18 protein-coding genes and 1 pseudogene are annotated in these 19855 nt (G+C 65.7%); 13 read left to right on the top strand and 6 right to left on the bottom strand.

The features are described from left to right. Positions 1–20 precede the first annotated feature (20 nt). The 7 genes from xseB to dut all read left to right on the top strand — a co-directional run bounded on the left by xseB (position 21) and on the right by dut (position 7490). Positions 21–290 carry an exodeoxyribonuclease VII small subunit gene (gene xseB, locus ASE11_RS12840; protein WP_056272229.1) on the top strand — a complete coding sequence of 90 codons (270 nt, stop codon included), beginning with the start codon at positions 21–23 and terminating at the stop codon, positions 288–290. A gap of 35 nt (positions 291–325) precedes the next feature. Continuing rightward, on the top strand, positions 326–1198 hold the full coding sequence (locus ASE11_RS12835) for a polyprenyl synthetase family protein (RefSeq protein WP_056272227.1): 873 nt from the start codon (positions 326–328) through the stop codon (positions 1196–1198). Positions 1199–1245: 47 nt separating this feature from the next. Continuing rightward, positions 1246–3141, top strand: coding sequence for a 1-deoxy-D-xylulose-5-phosphate synthase (dxs, locus tag ASE11_RS12830; RefSeq protein WP_082585710.1), 1896 nt, complete (start codon positions 1246–1248; stop codon positions 3139–3141). Positions 3142–3353: 212 nt separating this feature from the next. Continuing rightward, positions 3354–4433, top strand: a complete 1080-nt coding sequence (locus ASE11_RS12825) for a TRAP transporter substrate-binding protein (protein WP_056271783.1) — start codon at positions 3354–3356, stop codon at positions 4431–4433. Positions 4434–4603: 170 nt separating this feature from the next. Further along, positions 4604–5227: a TRAP transporter small permease subunit gene (locus tag ASE11_RS12820; protein ID WP_056271780.1), complete on the top strand. Its 624-nt coding sequence runs from the start codon at positions 4604–4606 to the stop codon at positions 5225–5227. A gap of 2 nt (positions 5228–5229) precedes the next feature. Further along, complete coding sequence (locus ASE11_RS12815; protein ID WP_056271777.1) at positions 5230–7017, top strand: TRAP transporter large permease; 1788 nt, start codon at positions 5230–5232, stop codon at positions 7015–7017. A gap of 23 nt (positions 7018–7040) precedes the next feature. Beyond that, positions 7041–7490: a dUTP diphosphatase gene (gene dut, locus ASE11_RS12810; RefSeq protein WP_056271774.1), complete on the top strand. Its 450-nt coding sequence runs from the start codon at positions 7041–7043 to the stop codon at positions 7488–7490. Positions 7491–7610: 120 nt separating this feature from the next. Here dut and ASE11_RS12805 read toward each other — a convergent pair whose 3' ends face one another. Continuing rightward, positions 7611–8162, bottom strand: a complete 552-nt coding sequence (locus tag ASE11_RS12805; protein ID WP_056271769.1) for an FKBP-type peptidyl-prolyl cis-trans isomerase — start codon at positions 8160–8162, stop codon at positions 7611–7613. Between the two features lie 14 nt (positions 8163–8176). On the opposite strand from ASE11_RS12805, the gene ASE11_RS12800 reads away from it, so the two are divergent. Together ASE11_RS12800 and ASE11_RS12795 are read left to right on the top strand one after the other, a co-directional pair. Beyond that, positions 8177–9328 carry a JmjC domain-containing protein gene (locus ASE11_RS12800; protein WP_056271766.1) on the top strand — a complete coding sequence of 384 codons (1152 nt, stop codon included), beginning with the start codon at positions 8177–8179 and terminating at the stop codon, positions 9326–9328. A 41-nt stretch (positions 9329–9369) separates the two neighbouring features. Further along, entirely contained in the window at positions 9370–9888 is a 519-nt protein-coding gene (locus tag ASE11_RS12795; RefSeq protein WP_056271763.1) for a hypothetical protein, read from the top strand. Positions 9889–9951: 63 nt separating this feature from the next. Here the strand turns inward: ASE11_RS12795 and bamC are convergent, their stop codons facing one another. From bamC to ASE11_RS12775, 5 genes are all read right to left on the bottom strand, one after another. Next, a complete protein-coding gene (bamC, locus tag ASE11_RS12790) occupies positions 9952–11091 on the bottom strand; it encodes an outer membrane protein assembly factor BamC (RefSeq protein ID WP_056271760.1) in 1140 nt (379 codons plus the stop codon). Between the two features lie 53 nt (positions 11092–11144). Then, positions 11145–12041 (bottom strand): 4-hydroxy-tetrahydrodipicolinate synthase, encoded by an 897-nt coding sequence (gene dapA, locus ASE11_RS12785; RefSeq protein ID WP_056271756.1) that lies wholly within the window; start codon positions 12039–12041, stop codon positions 11145–11147. A gap of 74 nt (positions 12042–12115) precedes the next feature. Continuing rightward, positions 12116–12670, bottom strand: a complete 555-nt coding sequence (locus ASE11_RS12780; protein WP_056271753.1) for a class I SAM-dependent methyltransferase — start codon at positions 12668–12670, stop codon at positions 12116–12118. Then, positions 12670–12798 (bottom strand): hypothetical protein, encoded by a 129-nt coding sequence (locus tag ASE11_RS26895; protein WP_268766298.1) that lies wholly within the window; start codon positions 12796–12798, stop codon positions 12670–12672. The genes ASE11_RS12780 and ASE11_RS26895 overlap by 1 nt, the downstream gene beginning before the upstream one ends. After that, a complete protein-coding gene (locus ASE11_RS12775; RefSeq protein ID WP_056271750.1) occupies positions 12795–14036 on the bottom strand; it encodes an MFS transporter in 1242 nt (413 codons plus the stop codon). The genes ASE11_RS26895 and ASE11_RS12775 overlap by 4 nt, the downstream gene beginning before the upstream one ends. 167 nt (positions 14037–14203) lie before the next feature. Here ASE11_RS12775 and ASE11_RS12770 point away from each other — a divergent pair, with 167 nt between their 5' ends. The 4 genes and pseudogenes from ASE11_RS12770 (at position 14204) to ASE11_RS12755 (ending at position 19795) form a co-directional block, all read left to right on the top strand. Further along, positions 14204–16174 (top strand): DNA topoisomerase IV subunit B, encoded by a 1971-nt coding sequence (locus tag ASE11_RS12770; protein WP_056271747.1) that lies wholly within the window; start codon positions 14204–14206, stop codon positions 16172–16174. 26 nt (positions 16175–16200) lie between these two features. After that, positions 16201–18466 (top strand): annotated as a pseudogene (gene parC, locus ASE11_RS12765) (DNA topoisomerase IV subunit A). Between the two features lie 4 nt (positions 18467–18470). Then, a complete protein-coding gene (locus ASE11_RS12760; RefSeq protein WP_056271745.1) occupies positions 18471–19613 on the top strand; it encodes a DNA glycosylase AlkZ-like family protein in 1143 nt (380 codons plus the stop codon). Positions 19614–19615: 2 nt separating this feature from the next. After that, the gene (locus ASE11_RS12755; RefSeq protein WP_056271742.1) at positions 19616–19795 is read left to right on the top strand and encodes a hypothetical protein; all 180 of its coding nucleotides are present in this window, start codon (positions 19616–19618) and stop codon (positions 19793–19795) included. Positions 19796–19855: the final 60 nt, after the last annotated feature.

Genomic DNA, 19855 nt, shown 5'->3' with positions numbered 1-19855 from the left:
TGAACCACGTGAACGACCCAATCCCCACCGTGCCCCGCTCCCCCAAGACTGCATCGGCCGCTTCTCCGACCGACACCCCTCCCATCGCCGCGAGTTACGAAGCGGCGCTGCAAGAGCTGGAACAGCTCGTGTCCCAACTCGACGCGGGCCAGTTGCCGCTGGACCAGTTGCTCACCCGCTATCAGCGCGGCGCAGAGTTGCTGGCCTTCTGCCGCGCCCGGCTGGAAGCGGTGGAAAACCAGATCAAGGTGCTCGAAGGCGGTGAGCTCAAACCCTGGGACGCCGCGTGAGCGCCGTGCTGTCCACCCTCCGGTCCACGGACTTCATGGCCTGGCGCGAAGCGCGGCAAGCTGCCGTCGAGCAAGCCCTCTGCGATGGGGTGCCGAGCGAGGCGCCCGCCGGCCTGGGCGATGCCATGCGTTACGCCGTGCTCGACGGCGGCAAGCGGTTGCGCCCGCTGCTGGTGCTCGCCACGAGCGAGACCCTGGGCGGTCAGCCGCTGGCGGCCATGCGCGCGGCCTGTGCGGTGGAGCTGATCCACGCCTATTCGCTGGTGCATGACGACATGCCCTGCATGGACAACGACGTGCTGCGCCGTGGCAAGCCCACGGTGCATGTGCAGTTTGGTGAGGCCCAGGCCCTGCTCGCAGGCGATGCGCTGCAGGCGCTTGCCTTCGAGCTGCTGGTGCCCGACGACGGCACCGTGCAGCCCGTCATGGCCGCCCGGCTGTGCAGGCTGCTGGCGCTGGCGGCGGGAGCCGGCGGCATGGCCGGTGGTCAGGCGATCGATCTGGCCAGCGTGGGTCATGCCCTGGACCAGCCTGCGCTGGAAGCCATGCACCGGCAAAAGACCGGTGCCCTGCTGCAGGCCAGCGTGATGATGGGTGCGGCCACCGCGCAGGTGTCTCCAGCCACCGAAGCGCACTTGGCCGAGTACGGTGCCTGCGTAGGCCTGGCGTTCCAGGTGGTGGACGACATCCTTGACGTGACCGCCGATTCGGCTACCCTGGGCAAGACAGCGGGCAAGGATGCTGCGGCGGACAAGCCCACTTTCGTCTCCCTGATGGGATTGACCTCCGCACAAGCCTATGCGGACCGTGTGCTTGATCAGGCCCACGAGGCCTTGCGATGCAGCGGCATCGCAAGGCCCGACACCTTGCATGCCCTGGCCGACTGGGTCGGGCGCCGCGATTCCTGAGGGCCGCCGGCCCCGCCCATTCATTCATGACCCGATCGACCCTGCCCATGAGTTCATTGCTCTCATCCATCGAGTCTCCGGCCGATGTGCGTCGCCTCACCCGCGCCCAGCTTCTGCCGCTGGCCGATGAGTTGCGCTCCTACCTGCTGCAAAGCGTGGCGCGCACCGGTGGTCACCTGAGCTCCAACCTCGGCACTGTTGAACTCACGCTGGCGCTGCACTACGTGTTCAACACGCCCGAAGACCGCCTGGTCTGGGACGTGGGTCATCAGACCTACCCACACAAGATACTGACCGGTCGGCGCGACCGCATGAGCACGCTGCGCCAGTTGGGTGGCATCAGCGGTTTCCCGCGCCGCTCCGAGAGCGAGTACGACACATTCGGCACGGCCCACTCGTCCACCAGCATTTCAGCGGCGCTGGGCATGGCCATGGGCGCGAAGATCAAGGGTGAACACCGCAACGCCGTGGCCATCATCGGCGACGGCGCCATGACTGCCGGCATGGCCTTTGAGGCGCTCAACAACGCTGGTGTGGCCGAAGGCCGCCTGCTCGTGGTGCTCAACGACAACGATATGTCGATCTCGCCGCCGGTGGGCGCGCTCAACCGCTACCTGGCCCAGCTCATGAGCGGGCAGTTCTACGCCGCCGCGAAGAACGTGGGCAAGCAGGTGCTCAAGGGGGCTCCACCCCTGTTCGAACTCGCCAAGCGTCTTGAGGAGCAGGCCAAGGGCATGGTGGTGCCGGCCACGCTGTTCGAGAAGTTTGGCTTCAACTACATCGGCCCCATCGACGGGCACGATCTGAACTCGCTGATCCCGACGCTGGAGAACATCCGCCATCTGCTCGAGACCGACAGCGGGCCGCAGTTCCTGCACGTGGTCACGAAGAAGGGGCAGGGCTACAAGCTGGCCGAAAACGACCCGATCGCCTACCACGGCCCGGGCACCTTCGACCCGGCCGTCGGCATCGTGAAGTCCGCCTCGGCTCCCAAGACCACCTTCACCCAGGTGTTTGGCCAGTGGCTGTGCGACATGGCCGCGGCCGATGAACGCCTGGTGGGCATCACGCCCGCCATGCGTGAGGGCTCGGGCATGGTCGAGTTCGAGCGCCGTTTTCCCAAGCGCTATTTCGATGTCGGCATTGCAGAGCAGCACGCAGTGACCTTCGCTGCGGGCCTGGCTTGCGAAGGCCTCAAGCCGGTTGTCGCGATCTACTCCACGTTCCTGCAGCGCGGCTACGACCAGCTGATCCACGATGTGGCGCTGCAGAACCTGCCCATGGTGTTCGCACTCGACCGTGCGGGCCTGGTGGGAGCCGACGGCGCCACCCATGCTGGTGCCTACGACATCGCTTTCCTGCGCTGCATTCCCAACATGGCCATAGCATGCCCGGCCGACGAGGCCGAATGCCGCCAGCTCCTGTCGACGGCACATGCCCAGAACCAGCCGGTGGCCGTGCGCTACCCGCGCGGTGCGGGTGTGGGTGCTGCCGTCCCGGCCAGCCTGGACGGGCTGCCGTTCGGCAAGGGTGAGCTTCGGCGCCAGGGCAAGGGCATCGCGATCCTCGCCTTCGGCACGCTGCTCCACCCCGCGCTGGCCGCTGGCGAAAAGCTGGGCGCCAGTGTGGCCAACATGCGCTGGGCCAAGCCCCTCGATGTCGAGCTGTTGCGCGAGCTGGCCGGCACGCACGAGGCGTTGGTCACGGTGGAAGAGGGCTGCCTGCCCGGTGGCGCCGGCAGCGCGGTGCTTGAGGCCTTGCAGACCGAAGGCTTCAACCTGCCGGTGCTCTCACTCGGCCTGCCCGACGAATTTTCCGAGCATGGCGATCACGCCAAACTGCTCAGCGCGCTGGGCCTGGATGCTGCCGGCATCGAGGCGTCCATCCGTGCCCGGTTTGAATCGCTGCTGCACGCAGCGCCCGGCCTGAAGGTGGTGGGCTGAGCTGGTCCTGCTCCGTCATACGAGATGCTTGTCGTCACGCGTGACGAAACTTGCATGAGGCCTAGCACTTTTTGCAAAACCTCGTATTTCGAGGGAAAACCCCTGAGCCCCACAAGGGGGGCGTTCCTACAATCGCGACTGACTTAATTTACAAGTCTCCAGCCCGGCTTGCCTGGCAGGGTCTACCCATAGCAACCACGGAGTCAATCGATATGGATCGTCGTTCACTCATCAAGAACGCAGGCATCGCCGGCGTTCTGGCCGCAGGCGCCGCGCCCGCTGTGCATGCGCAGGCCGCCATACGCTGGCGTCTGGCCTCCAGCTTCCCCAAGGCGCTCGACACCATCTACGGCGCAGCCGAAGTCTTCGCCAAGAAAGTGGGCGAAATGTCAGGGGGCAAGTTCTCGATCACGACGCACCCGGGCGGTGAACTCATGCCCGCGTTCGGCGTGGTCGATGGCGTGCAGGAAGGCACCGTGGAGTGCGCACACACCGCGCCCTACTACTTCTTCGGCAAGGACGACACCTTCGCCCTGGACTGCGCCATTCCCTTTGGCCTCAACAGCCGCCAGATGACCGCGTGGATGTACGAAGGCAACGGCATGAAGTTGTTCCGCGAGTTCTACGAGGGCTACAACATCGTCAACTTCCCCATGGGCAACACCGGTGCACAAATGGGAGGCTGGTACCGCAAGGAGATCAAGACCCTCAACGACATCAAGGGTATGAAGATGCGCATTGGCGGCTTCGCCGGCAAAGTGCTGACCACCATGGGTGGCGTACCGCAGAACATCCCTGGCGGCGAGATCTACCAGGCGCTGGAAAAGGGCACCATCGACGCGACCGAATGGGTCGGCCCGTACGATGACCAGAAGCTCGGCTTCAACAAGGTGGCGCCGTACTACTACTACCCCGGCTGGTGGGAAGGTGGTCCACAGCTCTCGCTGTACGTCAACAACAAGGCCTTTGCCGCGCTGTCGTCCGAGAACAAGGCCATCGTGGAATGCGCCGCGGCCATTGCCCACACGACCATGCAGGCCAAGTACGACGCGCTGAACCCGGCTGCACTCAAGCAACTGGTGGCCGCGGGCACCAAGGTTCTGCCTTTCCCCAAGGCTGTGATGGACGCTGCGTTCAAGAACTCCATGGCGCTCTACGCCGACATCAGCGCCAAGAACCCGAAGTGGAAGAAGATCTACACGGACTATTCGGCCTTCCGCAAGGACCAGAACCTTTGGTTCCGCTTCACCGAAGCGCAGTTCGACCGCTACATGCAGGCGGCCAAGCTGTAATCGGTCTTGCGATCCGGCAAGAAGCCCCGCCTCGGCGGGGTTTTTTGCACGGATCGCTCAATGCCCACCGGGTTCGCCGACGCCATGTCCGCCGCGCCCGGATGTCGTCGATGACGGTTCTGTAGACTCTGCTGTTGTTTTTTGCGTTCACTCCCCCAAGGGGAAATCTCATGTCAATTCTGTTGAAAATCTCTCGCCTGATCGACGCCATGAGCGATCTGATCGGCAAGCTCGTGATGTGGTTCATCCTGGCCACCACGCTCATCAGCGCGGGCAACGCCATCGTTCGCAAGCTCTTCGACACCAGCTCCAACGCGTTGTTGGAAATCCAGTGGTACCTGTTTGCCGCCGTCTTCATGCTGGGCAGCGGTTTCGCTTTCCTGCGCAACGCTCATGTGCGCATCGATTTCATTTCTTCGAAGTTCAGCGCACGCGGCCGCAACTGGGTCGACGTGGTGGGTATCCTCGTCTTCCTGTTTCCGCTGTGCTACATGATGGCCACGCTCGGCTGGCCCCTGTTTGAGCGCGCCTGGACCACCGGCGAAATGTCGTCCAACTCGGGTGGGCTCATCCGCTGGCCGGTGTACGGCCTGATTCCCCTGGGCTTTGCCATCCTGTTCCTGCAAGGCGTGAGTGAACTCATCAAGCGCATTGCCTTTCTCACCGGCAACGGGCCCGATGTCCTGGCGCATGAAGGCCCCAGCGATGAGGAGCTGCTGGCACAGCAACTGCTCGAAGAAGCCGAGCAGCGCCTCAAAGAAGAGGCCGAGCAGCGCCTCAAGGGAGCCAACTGATCATGATCGAATTCATTGCCGCCAATTTTGTCCCGCTGATGTTCGGCGGGCTGCTGGTCTTCCTGCTGTCGGGTTTCCCGGTGGCCTTCGCGCTCGCCGCCACCGGCCTGTTCTTCGGCTTCGTCGGCATGGAAGCCGGCCTGTTCCCCTCCAACCTGTTCCAGGCCTTGCCGCTGCGGGTGTTCGGCATCATGCAGAACGATACGCTGCTGGCCATCCCCTTCTTCACGCTCATGGGCATCATCCTGGAGCGAAGCCGCATGGCCGAAGACCTGTTGTCCACCGTGGCGCAGGTGTTTGGCCCGGTGCGAGGTGGTCTGGCCGTCGCGGTGATTCTGGTGGGTGCCCTGCTGGCGGCCACCACCGGCGTGGTCGCAGCCGCCGTGATTTCCATGGGTCTGATCTCGCTGCCCATCATGCTGCGCTACGGCTACAACCGGACCATCGCCACCGGCACCATCACCGCGTCGGGCACGCTGGCGCAGGCCATCCCGCCGTCGCTGGTGCTGATCGTGCTGGCCGACCAGCTGGGTCGTTCGGTGGGTGACATGTATGCCGGCGCGCTGGTGCCTGGCCTGATGCTGGTGGGTGTGTACCTGGCGTTTGTCGCAGCGGTGGCTATCTTCAAGCCCGACTGGGTCCCGGCGCTGCCCGCCGAGGCGCGCATCTACAACGAGCCAAACGGCTCAAGCGGTCACCGCTCCCTGTTGGTGCTGATGGTGCTGTGCGCGGCGGTCAGCGTGGCGTGGTCCCAGGTGCACGAATCGGTGATCAACCCGTTGATCGAACGCGAGATCAGCCCGGCAGGCGACGAAGTGGTCATCCTGTCCATCACGGTCGGTTCGGTGCTGGCGCTGGCCTTGGCGCTGCTCAACCGCCTGTTCCGCCTGGGCCTGCTGTCCCGCCTGGCCGAACAGGTCACCTTCGTGTTGATCCCGCCGCTTGTGCTGATCTTCCTCGTGCTGGGCACCATCTTCCTGGGCATCGCAACGCCCACCGAAGGCGGTGCGATGGGCGCTCTGGGCGCCATGATCATGGCCGGTGCGCGCCGCAGTCTGACGTTTGACCTGATGAAACAGGCGCTGGAGAGCACCACCAAGCTTGCCATCTTCGTGATGTTCATCCTGATCGGTTCCACCGTCTTCAGCTTCACCTTCAACGCAGCCGACGGTCACATCTGGGTCGAGCACCTGTTCGACAAGATGCCGGGCGGCCAGATGGGTTTCCTGCTGGTTGTGAACCTGCTGGTGTTCGTGCTGGGCATGTTCATCGACTTCTTCGAGATCGCGTTCATCGTGATCCCGTTGCTCGCGCCGGTGGCCGACAAGCTGGGCATCGACCTGATCTGGTTCGGCGTCATCCTGGCCATGAACCTGCAGACCTCGTTTCTCACGCCACCGTTCGGCTTTGCGCTGTTCTACCTGCGCAGCGTGGCCGCGCGCAGTGATTACACCGACCACGTCACCAAGCAGCGCATCCCGGCCGTGACCACGGCCCAGATCTACAAGGGCTCGATCGCCTTCATCATCCTGCAGTTGATCATGGTGGCGGTGGTCATTGCCTACCCCACACTGGTCACGGGCAGCCTGGGAGCGAAGGTCGAAGTCGATGACGCCGCGGTCACCGACATGCTGCGCAACATGCCGGGCATGGAGGAAGAGCCTGAAGTCGCCGAAGAGCCGGATGCAGAGCCGGCCCCCGAAGGCGACATGAAGCCGGAGCCTGCTGCCGAGGAGGCGGACCCTGACCCCATGAAGGCGATGGAAGAAGCGCTGAAAAAACCCAAATGAGAAGCCCGTCCGGAGCCTGCTGAATGCGCATCGATGTGAAAGTGCTGGATCCGCGCATGGCGGATCAACTGCCCGCTTACGCCACTGAGGGCAGCGCAGGGCTGGATCTGCGGGCCTGCCTTGATGCACCCTTGACGCTGGCTCCCAACGCCTGGCAACTGGTGCCCACAGGCCTGGCCATCCACCTGGCCGACCCTGGCTTCGCCGCCATGATCCTGCCGCGCTCGGGGCTGGGCCACAAGCACGGCATCGTGCTCGGCAACCTGGTGGGCCTGATCGACAGCGACTACCAGGGCCAGCTCATGGTGAGCGCCTGGAACCGCAGCGGCGTGCCATTCACCATCGAGCCCATGGAGCGCATTGCCCAGATGGTGATCGTGCCGGTGGTGCAGGCGCGTTTCAACGTGGTCGAAGACTTCGCAGCCGCGAGCGAGCGAGGCGCTGGCGGCTACGGTTCCACCGGGCGGGGTTGAACCTCCTGAGCTCGCTACGCAACGAGCGAGATGCCTCAACCCAGAGGTGCCGCGGAACCGGCTCTGCCGGGCCGCAGGCACCGCCCCTTTGAGTGGGTCGCGCGAACCGCGGCGGGGGTGCTAGTGAAGAGTCCGGGGGCCGGGTGGCGTGATGCCCGGTCCCTGCAGCTCGTCGGGCTCGTCCACCTGCATGCGGAAAAAGCCCGTGCCCAGCGAACCTTTGCCCACTTCGGCCTCGGTCGCTTCTCGCACCGCATGCACCTTCATCGAGATGCGCAGCGCAATGCCCGCCAGCGGATGGTTGCCATCGAGCACCACGTGCTCGGGGTAGATGTCGCTCACGAAGTACAGGCGGTCGCGGGGGGCGGCCGGGTTGCAGCCCGGTGGCAGGCCTTCGAAGCCCATGCCCTCCTCGAGTTCGGCGGGAAACAGGTGGCGCGGCTCCAGAAAGAGCAGTGTGTCGTCGTAGTCGCCGAAGCCGTCCACCGGCTCCAGGTGCAGCTCGATCGTGTCGCCCACCGAGTGGTTGAGCAGGCCTTCTTCGATCTTGGCCAGCAGGTCGCTGCCGCCCACGAGAAACTCCACGGGTTCTTCGAGCACATCAAGCGCTTCGCCCAGCGTGTCCTTCAGGGTCCAGGTCAGCGCCACGACGCATTGTTGGGTGATTTTCATCCGACAATTGTCCCATGTTCAAAACCGAAACCACTGGGCCGCAGACCACGGCCGCCGTCACGCAAATCCCTGTGAGCCTGTTGGGCGGTTTGTCGCCGGCGCAGTTCATGCGCCGCCACTGGCAGAAAAAACCCTTGCTGATCCGCCAGGCCATCCCTGCCTTCGAACCGCTTCTGAGCCGCGCGCAACTGTTTGATCTGGCCAGCCAGGAAGCCGTCGAGTCGCGCCTGATCGTGCGCAAGCCTCAAGGCTGGACGCTCAGGCAAGGTCCGTTCAAGCGCAGCGGTCTGCCGCCGCTGAAGCAGCCCGGCTGGACCCTGCTGGTGCAAGGTGTGGATCAACACGACGATGCCGTGCACGAACTCTTGCAACGTTTTCGTTTCGTGCCCGATGCGCGCCTGGACGACCTGATGATTTCCTGGGCCAGTGAGGGCGGTGGCGTGGGCCCGCACTTCGACAGCTACGACGTGTTTCTGCTGCAGGCCAGCGGCCAACGGCGCTGGCGCATCGGTCGCCAGAAAGACCTGACATTGCAGCCCGACGTACCGCTGAAGATCCTGCAGAACTTCGAACCCGAGGAGGAGCACGTGCTCAATGCGGGCGACATGCTGTACCTGCCGCCGCGCTGGGCACACGACGGCGATGCGATGGGCGAGGACTGCATGACGTACTCGATCGGCTTTCGCGCGCCTCAGCGGGGTGGTCTGGCGGGTGAACTGCTGCAGCGCATGGCCGACGAACTCGACGACGAGACGCTCTACCGTGACCCCGGGCAAGTGGCCACGGCTCACCCGGGTGCCATGCCCGCGGGGCTGGAGGCTTTTGCAGCGGACGCGCTGCAGCGGTTGCTGGCCGAGCGGCAGTCCCTGGCCTGCGCGCTGGGCGAGGTCATGACCGAGCCCAAGCCGCGCATCTGGTTCGAAGAAGCGCGAGATGATTGGGTGGCGGGCGCTGTGCGGCTGGACCGCCGCACCCGCATGATGTACGACCCGCACCATGTCTTCATCAACGGCGAGAGCTTTCGGGCCGGGGGTGCCGATGCACGCCTGATGCAGCGGCTGGCCGATCAACGCGGCCTGGACGAGCGGCAGGTGCGACGCGCCAGCGATGGGGCACAGTCGCTGCTGCAGGACTGGTTCGCGGCCGGCTGGCTGCACCGCGTGTGAAGCCACCGGGTTCTTGCTGATCACTCACCCAGGAGCTCGTCATGCCCGATCCCCAAGCCTCAGACACCTTGCCGTTGCCTTTCTTGCCCACGGGGCGCTTGCAGGGCCGCCAGGTCTTTGTGGATACGGTGCGCCAGGCGTTCGAGGTGGCGGCCGAACAAGGCTGGAACCACATCACCCTGAGCGACCCCGACTTCGCCGATTGGCCCCTGGGAGAACGCGCCGTGGTGGATGCGCTCAACCGCTGGGCGCACCGAGGGCGCACGCTGAAGATGCTGGCCCACAACTACGATCAGTTGCGCTTGCTGCATCCGCGTTTCGTGCAGTGGCGTGTCACCTGGTCCCACCTGATCGAGGCGCACGCCTGCCCCGGTGCGTCGGGCACCGAGCTGCCCAGCGCCATGGGTTCCCCGGTCTGGACACTGGAGAGGCTCGACACATTGCGCAACACGCTGGTGGCAAGCAGGGACGCCGAGCGGCGTGTGGCGCTGCGGGAGCGCGTGAACGAGTGCTGGCTCAAGAGCGTGCCGGCTTTTCCCGCCAGCCAACTGGGGCTATAGCCATCTTCGCGATCAAAGAAAAAGCCGCCCTCGGGCGGCCTTTTCTGATGGCGCGGTGGACCTTTACTTCAGGTCGTTGGCCAGCAACTGCGTGATGCGCTGGGCATTGGCCGAGCCGTCTGGCTGGCCTTGGGCGCCAAGCACCGAGACGGTGGTGGCCGTGCCGGCGCTGCGCACCACGACCTGGTAACGCTCGGTGGCCGCCTCTTTCTTGGAGCCGCCGAACAGCTTGCTGAAGAAACCGGGTTCCTTGGCGTTGGTCACCGGCTCCACATAGCGCACGAAGTAGATGCCTTTGGAACGGTCGCGGTCTTCCACTGTGAAACCGGTGCGGTCCAGCGAGAGGCCGACGCGGCGCCAGGCGCGGTCGAAGTTGTCTTCGAACTGGACCACGGGCGAGTTGTTCACCATGACCACCTTGGCCGCGGCTTGCACCGGCGCAGAGGCCGTGACGGCCTGAGCCTGTGCCTCGGTCACGCCGAGCTTGACCATGAGGCGTCGCAGGAATTCAGTTTCAAGTTCCACGTCGGCCGGCCGGGGCTGCCAGACGGTCTGGTCCTTTTCCGTGGTGGAGTACACCTCGACCATGCCGCGATGGCTGATGTAGATCTCGGTGCCGCCGTTGGCCGTGCGCTCCAGGCGGGTGCGGAATCGGTCGCGCTCACCGGTGGAGTACAGGCTCTCGAATACCTTGCCGATGGTGGAGCGGATGAAGTCCTGCGGCAGCTTGGCCCGGTTCTCGGCCCAGTCGGTTTCCATGATGCCCAGTGTTTCCTGGTCGATGTCGAGCAGGAAGCCGTTCTCCTGCCAGAAGTCGCGCACGGGGCTCCAGAGCTTGTCGGCCGGGCGGTCCACCACCAGCCAGCGCTGATTGCCTGCGCGCTCGATACGCACGTCTCCCACCTTGGCCATGGCGGTGGTGGCTGCGGTGGCCTGGGCCGGCAGGGCGGCCTGGTAGCCGCTGGCCGTCACGGTGGTGCCCGGCACGTTGTAGCGCGAATCGCGGTTGAGCTGGGTCAGATCGGGTGGCACGTCCAGCGTGCTGCCGCGCTGGGCGCTCTTGTAGTCGATCTTGTCTTCCTGGAGCATGGTGCAGCCCGAGGCGATGAGGGCGGCCGCGGCCACCAGGCCCAGGCGGGACCACGCGGCAGCACCGGCCCAGGTCTTGAGGCGGGAGGTCTGATTCAGAGTGGGAGTGGACATGGGCAGCGCGGTGGGAACCGGGAGTGTGGGATGGACAGAAGAGGGGATTGGAGTCAGATCAGGCCGCTTTGTTGCAGCGCGCCTTCAACCAACGGCACCAGGTGGCGCGACATGGGGGTGAGCGGCAGGCGCATGGTCTCACGGCACAGACCCATGCGGGCCATGGCCCATTTCAGCGGAATCGGGTTGGCTTCGCAGAACAGTTGCTTGTGCACCGGCATCAGGCGGAACTGGATGTCCATGGCGCGTTTCACGTCGCCCGCGATGGCCGCCACGCAGAGTTCATGCATCAGGCGCGGCGCGATATTGGCCGTCACGCTCACGTTGCCCTGGCCGCCGCACAGCATGAGGGCGACGGCGGTCGGGTCGTCGCCCGAGTAGATGGCAAAACCCTTGGGCGCTTCGCGGATCAGCCATTGCGCGCGCTCGATGTTGCCGGTGGCTTCCTTGATACCGACGATGCCGGGCACCTGGGCCAGGCGCAACACGGTCTCATGGTGCATGTCGGCCACGCTGCGGCCGGGCACGTTGTAGAGCACGGTGGGCAGGTCACCCACGGCTTCGGCAATTGCTTTGAAGTGCTGGTACTGGCCTTCTTGCGTGGGCTTGTTGTAGTAGGGCACGACCTGCAGCTGGCAGTCGGCACCCACGCTCTGCGCGAAGCGCGCGAGCTCGATGGCCTCGCGGGTGGAGTTGGCGCCGCAGCCGGCCATGATGGGCACGCGCTTGTCGCCGTGCGTCTTGGCCTGTTCGACCGAGACGCGGATGATCTCGCAGTGCTCCTCGACCGTGACGGTGGGCGACTCGCCCGTGGTGCCGACCACGCCGATGCAGTCGGTGCCTTCGGTGATGTGCCAATCGATGAGTTTGCGCAGTGTGGGGTAGTCCACGCTGCCGTCTTCATGCAGGGGGGTGGCCAGGGCCACGATGCTGCCGGTGATGGTGTTCATTGCTGCAGGCTCAAATGGGGGCGCGTTTTGGGAGCCGCCCGGTGGGGCGCGGCCTCTCGCGCGAATCGTGCATTCTACCCAGTGGCATCCAGCGGATACCGGGGCGGCGAGTCGGGTGTTCCCGGGTGTTTTCGCACCGCCGCGATGCGCTGCACGAAGCGCTCGGGACGGTCGCAGAAGCCGTCTTCAAATGCCACCACATGAAGACCCTCGCACGCCCTCAGCAGTTCGCCGGGTTGCAGCAGGAAGTCGGGTCGCGAGGGCTTGCCCACAGTCTCGTTGCCCGCGGCAAAGGTCTCATAGATCAGCACGCCGCCCGGCGCCACGCTGCGCGTGATCACGGGCAGCAACGCTCGCCAGAGGTAATTGGTCACCACCACCGCGTCGAAGGTTTCGCCCTCCAGCGGCCAGGGCCCGTTCTCGATATCGGCCAACACGGCGCGCCCAAGGGGTTTCACCGCCTCGATCGCCTCGGCCGATCGGTCGACCCCGGTGACGGTGTGACCGCGCTGCGCGAACCACTTCAGATGGCGGCCGTGGCCGCAGGCCACATCAAGCACCGTGCCCTGAGAGGCAACCAGGTGTGCCCAGCGCTGCACCCATGCGGATGGTGCTTCCGTGCCGTGCATCAGAAACAGCTCCAGAGCTGATCGGCCAGGTTCACCAGAAAGCCGGGCTGGTTGTAGAGCGCGAGCGTTCCGAGCAGGACGGCAATGACGCCGGTCCATACCAGGGCGCGAACAGCCAGCGGTTTCACGCCAGCGCTCCCTGGGGCTGCGGTGCGCGCGCGATGGGGGTTTCGCGCACCGGCAGGTTGATCAGACCGGCGAAGACACCCAGCGCGATCGAGATGTACCAGACGATGTCGTAGCTGCCGGTGCGGTCGTAGAGCACACCGCCCAGCCACACGCCCATGAAGCTGCCGATCTGGTGGCTGAAGAACACGAAGCCGCCGAGCATGGACATGTGTGCCACGCCGAAGATCTGCGCCACCACCGCGTTGGTGGGTGGGATGGTGGAGAGCCACAGCAGGCCCATGACACTGGCGAACACGTACACGCTCATGGGCGAGAGCGGCACGATGAGGAAGATGGCAATGACCACAGCCCGCGCGAAATAGATGAACGACAGGATGTGCCGCTTGGCCATGCGCTGGCCGAGCGCGCCGGCCGCATACGTGCCGAACACATTGAACAGCCCGATGAGCGCCAGCGCGTAGCTCGCCACTTGAGGCGAGAGGCCGTTGTCTTTCAAATAGCTCGGCATGTGCACGCCGATGAAAACGACCTGGAAGCCACACACGAAATAGCCCGCCATGAGCAACTGAAAGCTGCGGTAGCGGAAAGCCTCGCGCAGCGCCTGCAGGATGGTCTGCTCGCGCGCTGGCGCGCTGCCGCCGGCAAAGCCGGGCTCGCGCAGCCCCCAGGCCAGCGGCACGATCAGCAGCACCGCGGCGCTCAGGAACAGCAGCGCTTCCTGCCAGCCGAAGCTGCTGATGAGCCAGCCCTCCACCGGCACCATGAGGAACTGACCGAACGAGCCGGCCGCCGCGGCCACGCCCATGGCCCAGGAGCGCTTCTCGGCCGAGATCTGCCGCCCGATCACGCCGTAGATCACCGCATAGGTGGTACCGGCTTGCGCGGCGCCGATCAGCACACCGGCGGTCAGGGCAAACGTCATGGGCGTGGTGGTCAGGGCCATGCCGGTGAGACCCAGGCCATAGAGCACTGCCCCGCCGATCAGCACTCGAAACGCGCCGAAGCGGTCGGCCGCCATGCCGGCGAAGATACCGAACAGGCCCCAGGAGAGGTTTTGAATGGCCAGCGCGAAGGCAAAGTTCTCCCGCGTCCAGTCTTGTGCCTGGGTGATGGGCTGCAGCCACAGACCGAAGCCGTGGCGGATGCCCATGGACAGGGTGACGATCAGGGCGCCACACGCCAGGACCTGGAAAGTCGAGAGTGGGACGCGGGTGGGGGATGCGGTGGCAGAGGACATCCGGCGACTGTAGCGAAGAAGCTCCCGGTTCGCCTGTCATCCGCGGCGCTCGCTCTTGATATTGGTCCGCCCGATTGATGCCGGTTGGGCATCGCTGGCCATACCGGCAACGGGTATCTGTATTTTTGTACAGTCTTTCCGGGCTGCCGTGCTTACAATCCGCCCCCATGGCAACCCAAACCCCCCCCGCATATTCCGAAGGCTCCATCCGCGTCCTCAAGGGCCTGGAGCCGGTCAAACAGCGGCCGGGCATGTACACCCGGACCGACAACCCACTGCACATCATTCAAGAGGTGCTCGACAACGCCGCCGACGAGGCCCTGGCGGGGCACGGCAAGAAGATCAAGGTCACGCTGCACACCGACAGCTCGGTGAGCGTGGAAGACGACGGCCGCGGCATCCCGTTCGGCCTGCACCCCGAAGAAAAAGCCCCCGTGGTCGAACTCGTGTTCACCCGGCTGCACGCCGGTGGCAAGTTCGACAAGGGCAAGGGCGGCGCCTACAGCTTCTCGGGCGGCCTGCACGGCGTGGGCGTGAGCGTCACCAACGCCCTCTCGACCCGGTTGGAGGTCATCAGCTACCGCGAAGGCCAGGTGGCGAAGCTGGCATTTTCCGCCGGTGACGTGATCGAGCCGCTGGTGCTGAGCTCCAAGGGCGAGGGCGACCGCAAGCAGGGCACCACGGTGCGTGCCTGGCCGGACCCGAAGTATTTCGAATCCGCCGCGCTGCCCATGGCCGAGCTCACCCACCTGCTGCGCAGCAAGGCGGTGCTGATGCCGGGCGTGACGGTCACGCTGGTGAATGAAAAGACCAAGGACGTCCAGACCTGGCTCTACAAGGGCGGCCTGCGCGACTACCTGCAGCAGACGCTCAACGGCGACCCGGTGATCCCGTTGTTCGAGGGCGAAGGTTTTGCCGACAGCGGGCACGACAGCTTTGCCGAAGGTGAGGGCGCCGCCTGGTGCGTGGCCTTCACCGAAGACGGCCAGCCAGTGCGCGAGAGCTATGTGAACCTGATCCCCACCAGCGCGGGGGGCACGCACGAGAGCGGTTTGCGCGACGGCTTGTTCCAGGCGGTCAAAGGCTTCATCGAACTGCACGCACTGTTGCCCAAGGGTGTGAAGCTGCTGCCCGAAGACGTGTTTGCACGCGCTTCGTATGTGCTCAGCGCCAAGGTGCTCGACCCGCAGTTCCAGGGCCAGATCAAGGAGCGCCTGAACTCGCGCGACGCCGTGCGCTTGGTCGGCAGCTTCGTGCGCCCTGCGCTCGAACTCTGGCTCAACCAGCACGTGGACTACGGCAAGAAGCTGGCCGAACTCGCCATCAAGGCCGCTCAGTTTCGCCAGAAGGCGGGGCAGAAGGTCGAGAAGCGCAAGGGCTCGGGCGTGGCCGTGTTGCCCGGCAAACTCACCGATTGCGAAAGCAAGGACCTGGCGCACAACGAGGTGTTTCTGGTCGAGGGCGATTCGGCCGGCGGCAGCGCCAAGATGGGCCGCGACAAGGAATGCCAGGCCGTCCTGCCGCTGCGCGGCAAGGTGCTCAACACCTGGGAAGTCGAGCGCGACCGGCTGTTCGCCAACAACGAGATCCACGACATCGCCGTGGCCATCGGTGTCGATCCGCACGGCCCGAACGACACACCCGACCTCAGCGGCCTGCGCTACGGCAAGGTCTGCATCCTGTCCGACGCCGACGTCGACGGCTCGCACATCCAGGTGCTGCTGCTCACGCTGTTCTTCCGCCATTTCCCCAAGCTCATCGACGCCGGCCACGTGTTCGTGGCACGTCCGCCGCTGTTTCGCGTGGACATCCCCGCGCGCGGCAAGAAGCCCGCGGCCAAGCAGTACGCGCTGGACGACGGTGAACTGCACGCCATCCTCGACAAATGCGCCAAGGACGGCGTGCCGCCCGAGAAGTGCCAGATCAGCCGCTTCAAGGGCCTGGGCGAGATGAACGCCGAACAGCTGTGGGACACCACCCTCAACCCCGACACGCGCCGCCTCATGCCGGTGGTGCTCGGTGCGATCAACTTCGCGGACACCGAAGCCCTCATCACCAAGCTCATGGGCAAGGGCGAAGCCGCCTCGCGCCGCGAGCTCATGGAGTTGCACGGCGACTCGGTCGAGATCGACATCTGATCGCCCTCTCACTTTTGCACTGACACATGTCCGACATCCTGAATCCAGAATTGCCCTTGTCCGAACCGGACGACGGCCTGAACCTCGCGAACTACGCGCAGCGCGCCTACCTCGAGTACGCGCTCTCCGTCGTGAAAGGCCGCGCGCTGCCCGACGTCTGCGACGGCCAGAAACCGGTGCAGCGGCGCATCCTCTACAGCATGGACCGCATGGGTCTGGGCTTCAGCGGACCCAACAACAACACGGCCGCGCGCCCGGTGAAAAGCGCGCGTGTGGTGGGCGATGTGCTGGGCCGCTTCCACCCGCACGGTGACCAGGCCGCCTACGACGCGCTGGTGCGCATGGCGCAGGACTTCGCGCAGCGCTACCCGCTGATCGACGGCCAGGGCAACTTCGGTTCGCGCGACGGCGACGGCGCCGCGGCCATGCGCTACACCGAGGCTCGGCTGGCCAAGATCACCACGCTGCTGCTCGACGAGATCGACGAGGGCACGGTGGACTTCGTGCCCAACTACGACGGCTCCACCGTGGAGCCCAAGCAACTGCCCGCACGCCTGCCGTTCAACCTGCTCAACGGCGCATCCGGCATCGCCGTGGGCCTGGCCACCGAGATCCCCAGCCACAACCTGCGCGAGGTGGCCGACGCCTGTGTGGCGCTGATCAAGAGCCCGAAGCTCACCGACGACGAACTCTTCGCCATCCTGCCTGGCCCGGATTACCCGGGCGGCGGCCAGATCATCAGCCCGGCGAGTGACATCGTCGACGCCTACCGCACGGGCCGCGGCAGCCTCAAGGTGCGCGCACGCTGGAAGATTGAAGAGCTCGCGCGCGGCCAGTGGCAACTGGTGGTGACCGAGCTGCCGCCCGGCGTGAGCACGCAGCGTGTGCTGGAAGAAATCGAGGAGCTCACCAACCCCAAGGTGAAGGCCGGCAAGAAGGCGCTGACGCAGGAGCAGACGCAGCTCAAGGCCAGCATCCTGATGGTGCTCGACGGCGTGCGCGACGAATCGAGCAAGGACGCACCGGTGCGCCTCTTGTTCGAGCCCAAGAGCAGCCGCATCGGGCAACAGGAGCTCATCACGGCGCTGCTCGCGCACACCAGCCTGGAAAGCTCGACACCGATCAACCTCACCATGATCGGGCTTGATGGCCGGCCGACGCAGAAGTCGCTGCGGCAGATGCTCAACGAATGGATCGAATTTCGCCAGAGCACCATCACGCGCCGCTCGCAGCACCGCCTCACCAAGGTGCTGGACCGCATCCACATCCTCGAAGGCCGGCAGCTCGTGCTGCTCAACATCGACGAAGTGATCCGCATCATCCGCCACAGCGACGAGCCCAAGGCCGCGCTGATCGAGCGCTTCCGCTTAAGCGACCGGCAGGCCGAGGACATTCTTGAAATCCGCCTGCGCCAGCTCGCGCGCCTGGAGGCCATCAAGATCGAGCAGGAGCTCAAGTCGCTGAAGGAAGAGCAGGGCAAGCTCGAAGACATCCTGGGCAATACCGGCAGCCTCAAGCGTCTGATGGTGAAAGAGATCGAGGCCGATGCGAAGACCTTCGCCGATGCGCGCCGCACGCTGATCCAGACCGAGAAGAAAGCCGTGGCCGAGATCAAGGTGGTGGACGAGCCGGTGACGGTGGTGGTGTCCAGCAAGGGCTGGGTGCGTGCGCGCACCGGCCACGGCCACGAGGCCGGCAGCTTCGCATTCAAGGCCGGCGACGGTTTGTACCGCACCTTCGAATGCCGCACGGTGGACACCATCGTTGATCGAACTCGAAAGCGGCACCCAGCCGCTGCACTACTTCGCCGGCCCGGCCAACGCCGCGCTGCTGCTCTCCAGTTCGGGGGGCTACGGTTTTCTCGCGACGGTGGAGAACATGGTCTCGCGCCAGCGTGGCGGCAAGACCTTCCTGAACCTGGGCGAAGGCGAGACGCCTTGCGCGCCCTCGCATGCGGCATTCACCTCCGGCGGCCAGCCCCTGAACGCAGCCACGCACGTGTGCTGCGCGTCCACCGGCGGGCGCATCCTGACCTTTGAAATCGGCGAACTCAAGCTGATGGAGAAAGGTGGTCGCGGTCTGATGTTGATCGACCTCGAGCCCAAGGACACCCTGGCCGGCGCGGCGGCCTACACGCGCAGCGTGAAGATCGAAGGCATCGGTCGCGGTGGCAAGGAACGCGAGGAAACGCTGGAGATCCGCAGCCTGAACAACGCACGCGCGGCACGGGCCCGCAAGGGCAAGGCGGCCGATCTGGGCTTCAAGCCCAGCCGCGTTACCAGGGTGGAGTAAGGCCATGGCGCGCTCGCCCACGCTGGCCGAGCTGCGCCGCCACGCGATCGCGCGCAGCCTGTTCAAACCGCTGACGCTGCCGGCCGCGATCCGCCGGCTCGGCTTTGTGCAGGCCGATCCGATGCGGGCACCGGCGCGGGCCCAGGACCTGATCCTGCGCACGCGGGTGCGCGACTACCGCGCGGGCGATCTGGAGCGCCGCTACGAACGGCTGGGCATCGAGGAAGACGCCTTCGTCAACTACGGCTTCGTGTCGCGCGACATGCTGGCGCTGCTGCACCCGCGCACGCCGCGCCGGCCGTGGGACGCGGCCACCACCCGCCGGGCGCACGAGGTGTTGGCCTTCGTGCAGGAGCGGGGCGTGGTGCACCCGCGTGAGGTGAGCGAGGCCTTTGCGCACCACGGCCGTGTGGCTGGCTACTGGGGAGGGGAACTCAACGCGAGCACCCGCCTGCTGGACGACATGCACCACCACGGCTGGTTGCGGGTGTGCCGCCGTGAGTCGGGCACGCGGGTGTACGCGCCGATGACCCATGTGGAGCAGGACGAGAGCCCGCCGGCGCGCCGGGCGCGCGCCGAGGCCCTGGTCGATGCCATCGTGGCGCTGTATGCGCCACTGCCCGCGCCCAGCCTGGGCTACCTCGTCACGCTGCTGCGCTACGGCGCGCCCCACCTGGCGGTCGAGGCGCGCGCGGTGGCCAAGGCCGCACGATTGCGCTACGGCCACGCGGTGGTGGATGGCACGACCTGGTTCTGGCCCGTGGACGAAAACCCGGCCTCGCGCCGCCACCAGCCAGACCAGAATGTGCGGCTGCTGGCGCCCTTCGATCCCGTGGTGTGGGACCGCCGCCGTTTCGAGATGCTGTGGGGTTGGGCGTACAGGTTCGAGGCTTACGTGCCTGCGCCGAAGCGCACCATGGGCCATTACGCGCTGCCCGTGCTGTGGGGCGAGCAGACGGTGGGCTGGGCCAACCTGCGCCTGGAGCGCGGGACGCTTCGGCATGAACTGGGGTTTGCAACTGCGCGACCCCGCGATGTCGGCTTTCAACGTGCGCTGGACGAGGAACTGGCGCGGTTCAAGGTCTTTCTGGGTCAGGACACCGCGCCAGACCACGACAAGCTGGCGCGCAAGACGCAACGGGAGTGAACATGGAAAACGGCGAATGGACCGGGGTGGTGATTGCGGCGGTGCTCGCCGTGCTGGCGTTCGGCATCACCCGCTTTGCGGTGCGCCACTTCGCAAGGCGCCGCGCCGCCAAAGATCAGGTGGCCGCACAAACCACCCAGAGCCGCCAGGTGCGGCGAGCGAGCGAACGCAGGAAGCGGTAATTCCCTTCGAGCGAGACAGCCCCCACCAGGGGCATCAAGGGTCCGGCTCCGCCGGCCCCA

Source organism: Hydrogenophaga sp. Root209 (assembly GCF_001428625.1).
Classification (GTDB): domain Bacteria; phylum Pseudomonadota; class Gammaproteobacteria; order Burkholderiales; family Burkholderiaceae_C; genus Hydrogenophaga.
Note: the sequence above shows the minus strand (reverse complement) of the source record. Positions and strands in the feature narration are given on the sequence as shown.

Excerpts from the sequence above, each read along its gene's own strand:
- ASE11_RS12835 (WP_056272227.1), top strand. The coding sequence starts at position 326 with ATGGCCTGGCGCGAAGCGCGGCAAGCTGCCGTCGAGCAAGCCCTCTGC.
- dxs (WP_082585710.1), top strand. The coding sequence starts at position 1,246 with ATGAGTTCATTGCTCTCATCCATCGAGTCTCCGGCCGATGTGCGTCGC.
- ASE11_RS12825 (WP_056271783.1), top strand. The coding sequence starts at position 3,354 with ATGGATCGTCGTTCACTCATCAAGAACGCAGGCATCGCCGGCGTTCTG.
- ASE11_RS12820 (WP_056271780.1), top strand. The coding sequence starts at position 4,604 with ATGTCAATTCTGTTGAAAATCTCTCGCCTGATCGACGCCATGAGCGAT.
- ASE11_RS12815 (WP_056271777.1), top strand. The coding sequence starts at position 5,230 with ATGATCGAATTCATTGCCGCCAATTTTGTCCCGCTGATGTTCGGCGGG.
- dut (WP_056271774.1), top strand. The coding sequence starts at position 7,041 with ATGCGCATCGATGTGAAAGTGCTGGATCCGCGCATGGCGGATCAACTG.
- ASE11_RS12805 (WP_056271769.1), bottom strand. The coding sequence starts at position 8,162 with ATGAAAATCACCCAACAATGCGTCGTGGCGCTGACCTGGACCCTGAAG.
- ASE11_RS12800 (WP_056271766.1), top strand. The coding sequence starts at position 8,177 with ATGTTCAAAACCGAAACCACTGGGCCGCAGACCACGGCCGCCGTCACG.
- ASE11_RS12795 (WP_056271763.1), top strand. The coding sequence starts at position 9,370 with ATGCCCGATCCCCAAGCCTCAGACACCTTGCCGTTGCCTTTCTTGCCC.
- bamC (WP_056271760.1), bottom strand. The coding sequence starts at position 11,091 with ATGTCCACTCCCACTCTGAATCAGACCTCCCGCCTCAAGACCTGGGCC.
- dapA (WP_056271756.1), bottom strand. The coding sequence starts at position 12,041 with ATGAACACCATCACCGGCAGCATCGTGGCCCTGGCCACCCCCCTGCAT.
- ASE11_RS12780 (WP_056271753.1), bottom strand. The coding sequence starts at position 12,670 with ATGCACGGCACGGAAGCACCATCCGCATGGGTGCAGCGCTGGGCACAC.
- ASE11_RS12775 (WP_056271750.1), bottom strand. The coding sequence starts at position 14,036 with ATGTCCTCTGCCACCGCATCCCCCACCCGCGTCCCACTCTCGACTTTC.
- ASE11_RS12770 (WP_056271747.1), top strand. The coding sequence starts at position 14,204 with ATGGCAACCCAAACCCCCCCCGCATATTCCGAAGGCTCCATCCGCGTC.
- ASE11_RS12760 (WP_056271745.1), top strand. The coding sequence starts at position 18,471 with ATGGCGCGCTCGCCCACGCTGGCCGAGCTGCGCCGCCACGCGATCGCG.
- ASE11_RS12755 (WP_056271742.1), top strand. The coding sequence starts at position 19,616 with ATGGAAAACGGCGAATGGACCGGGGTGGTGATTGCGGCGGTGCTCGCC.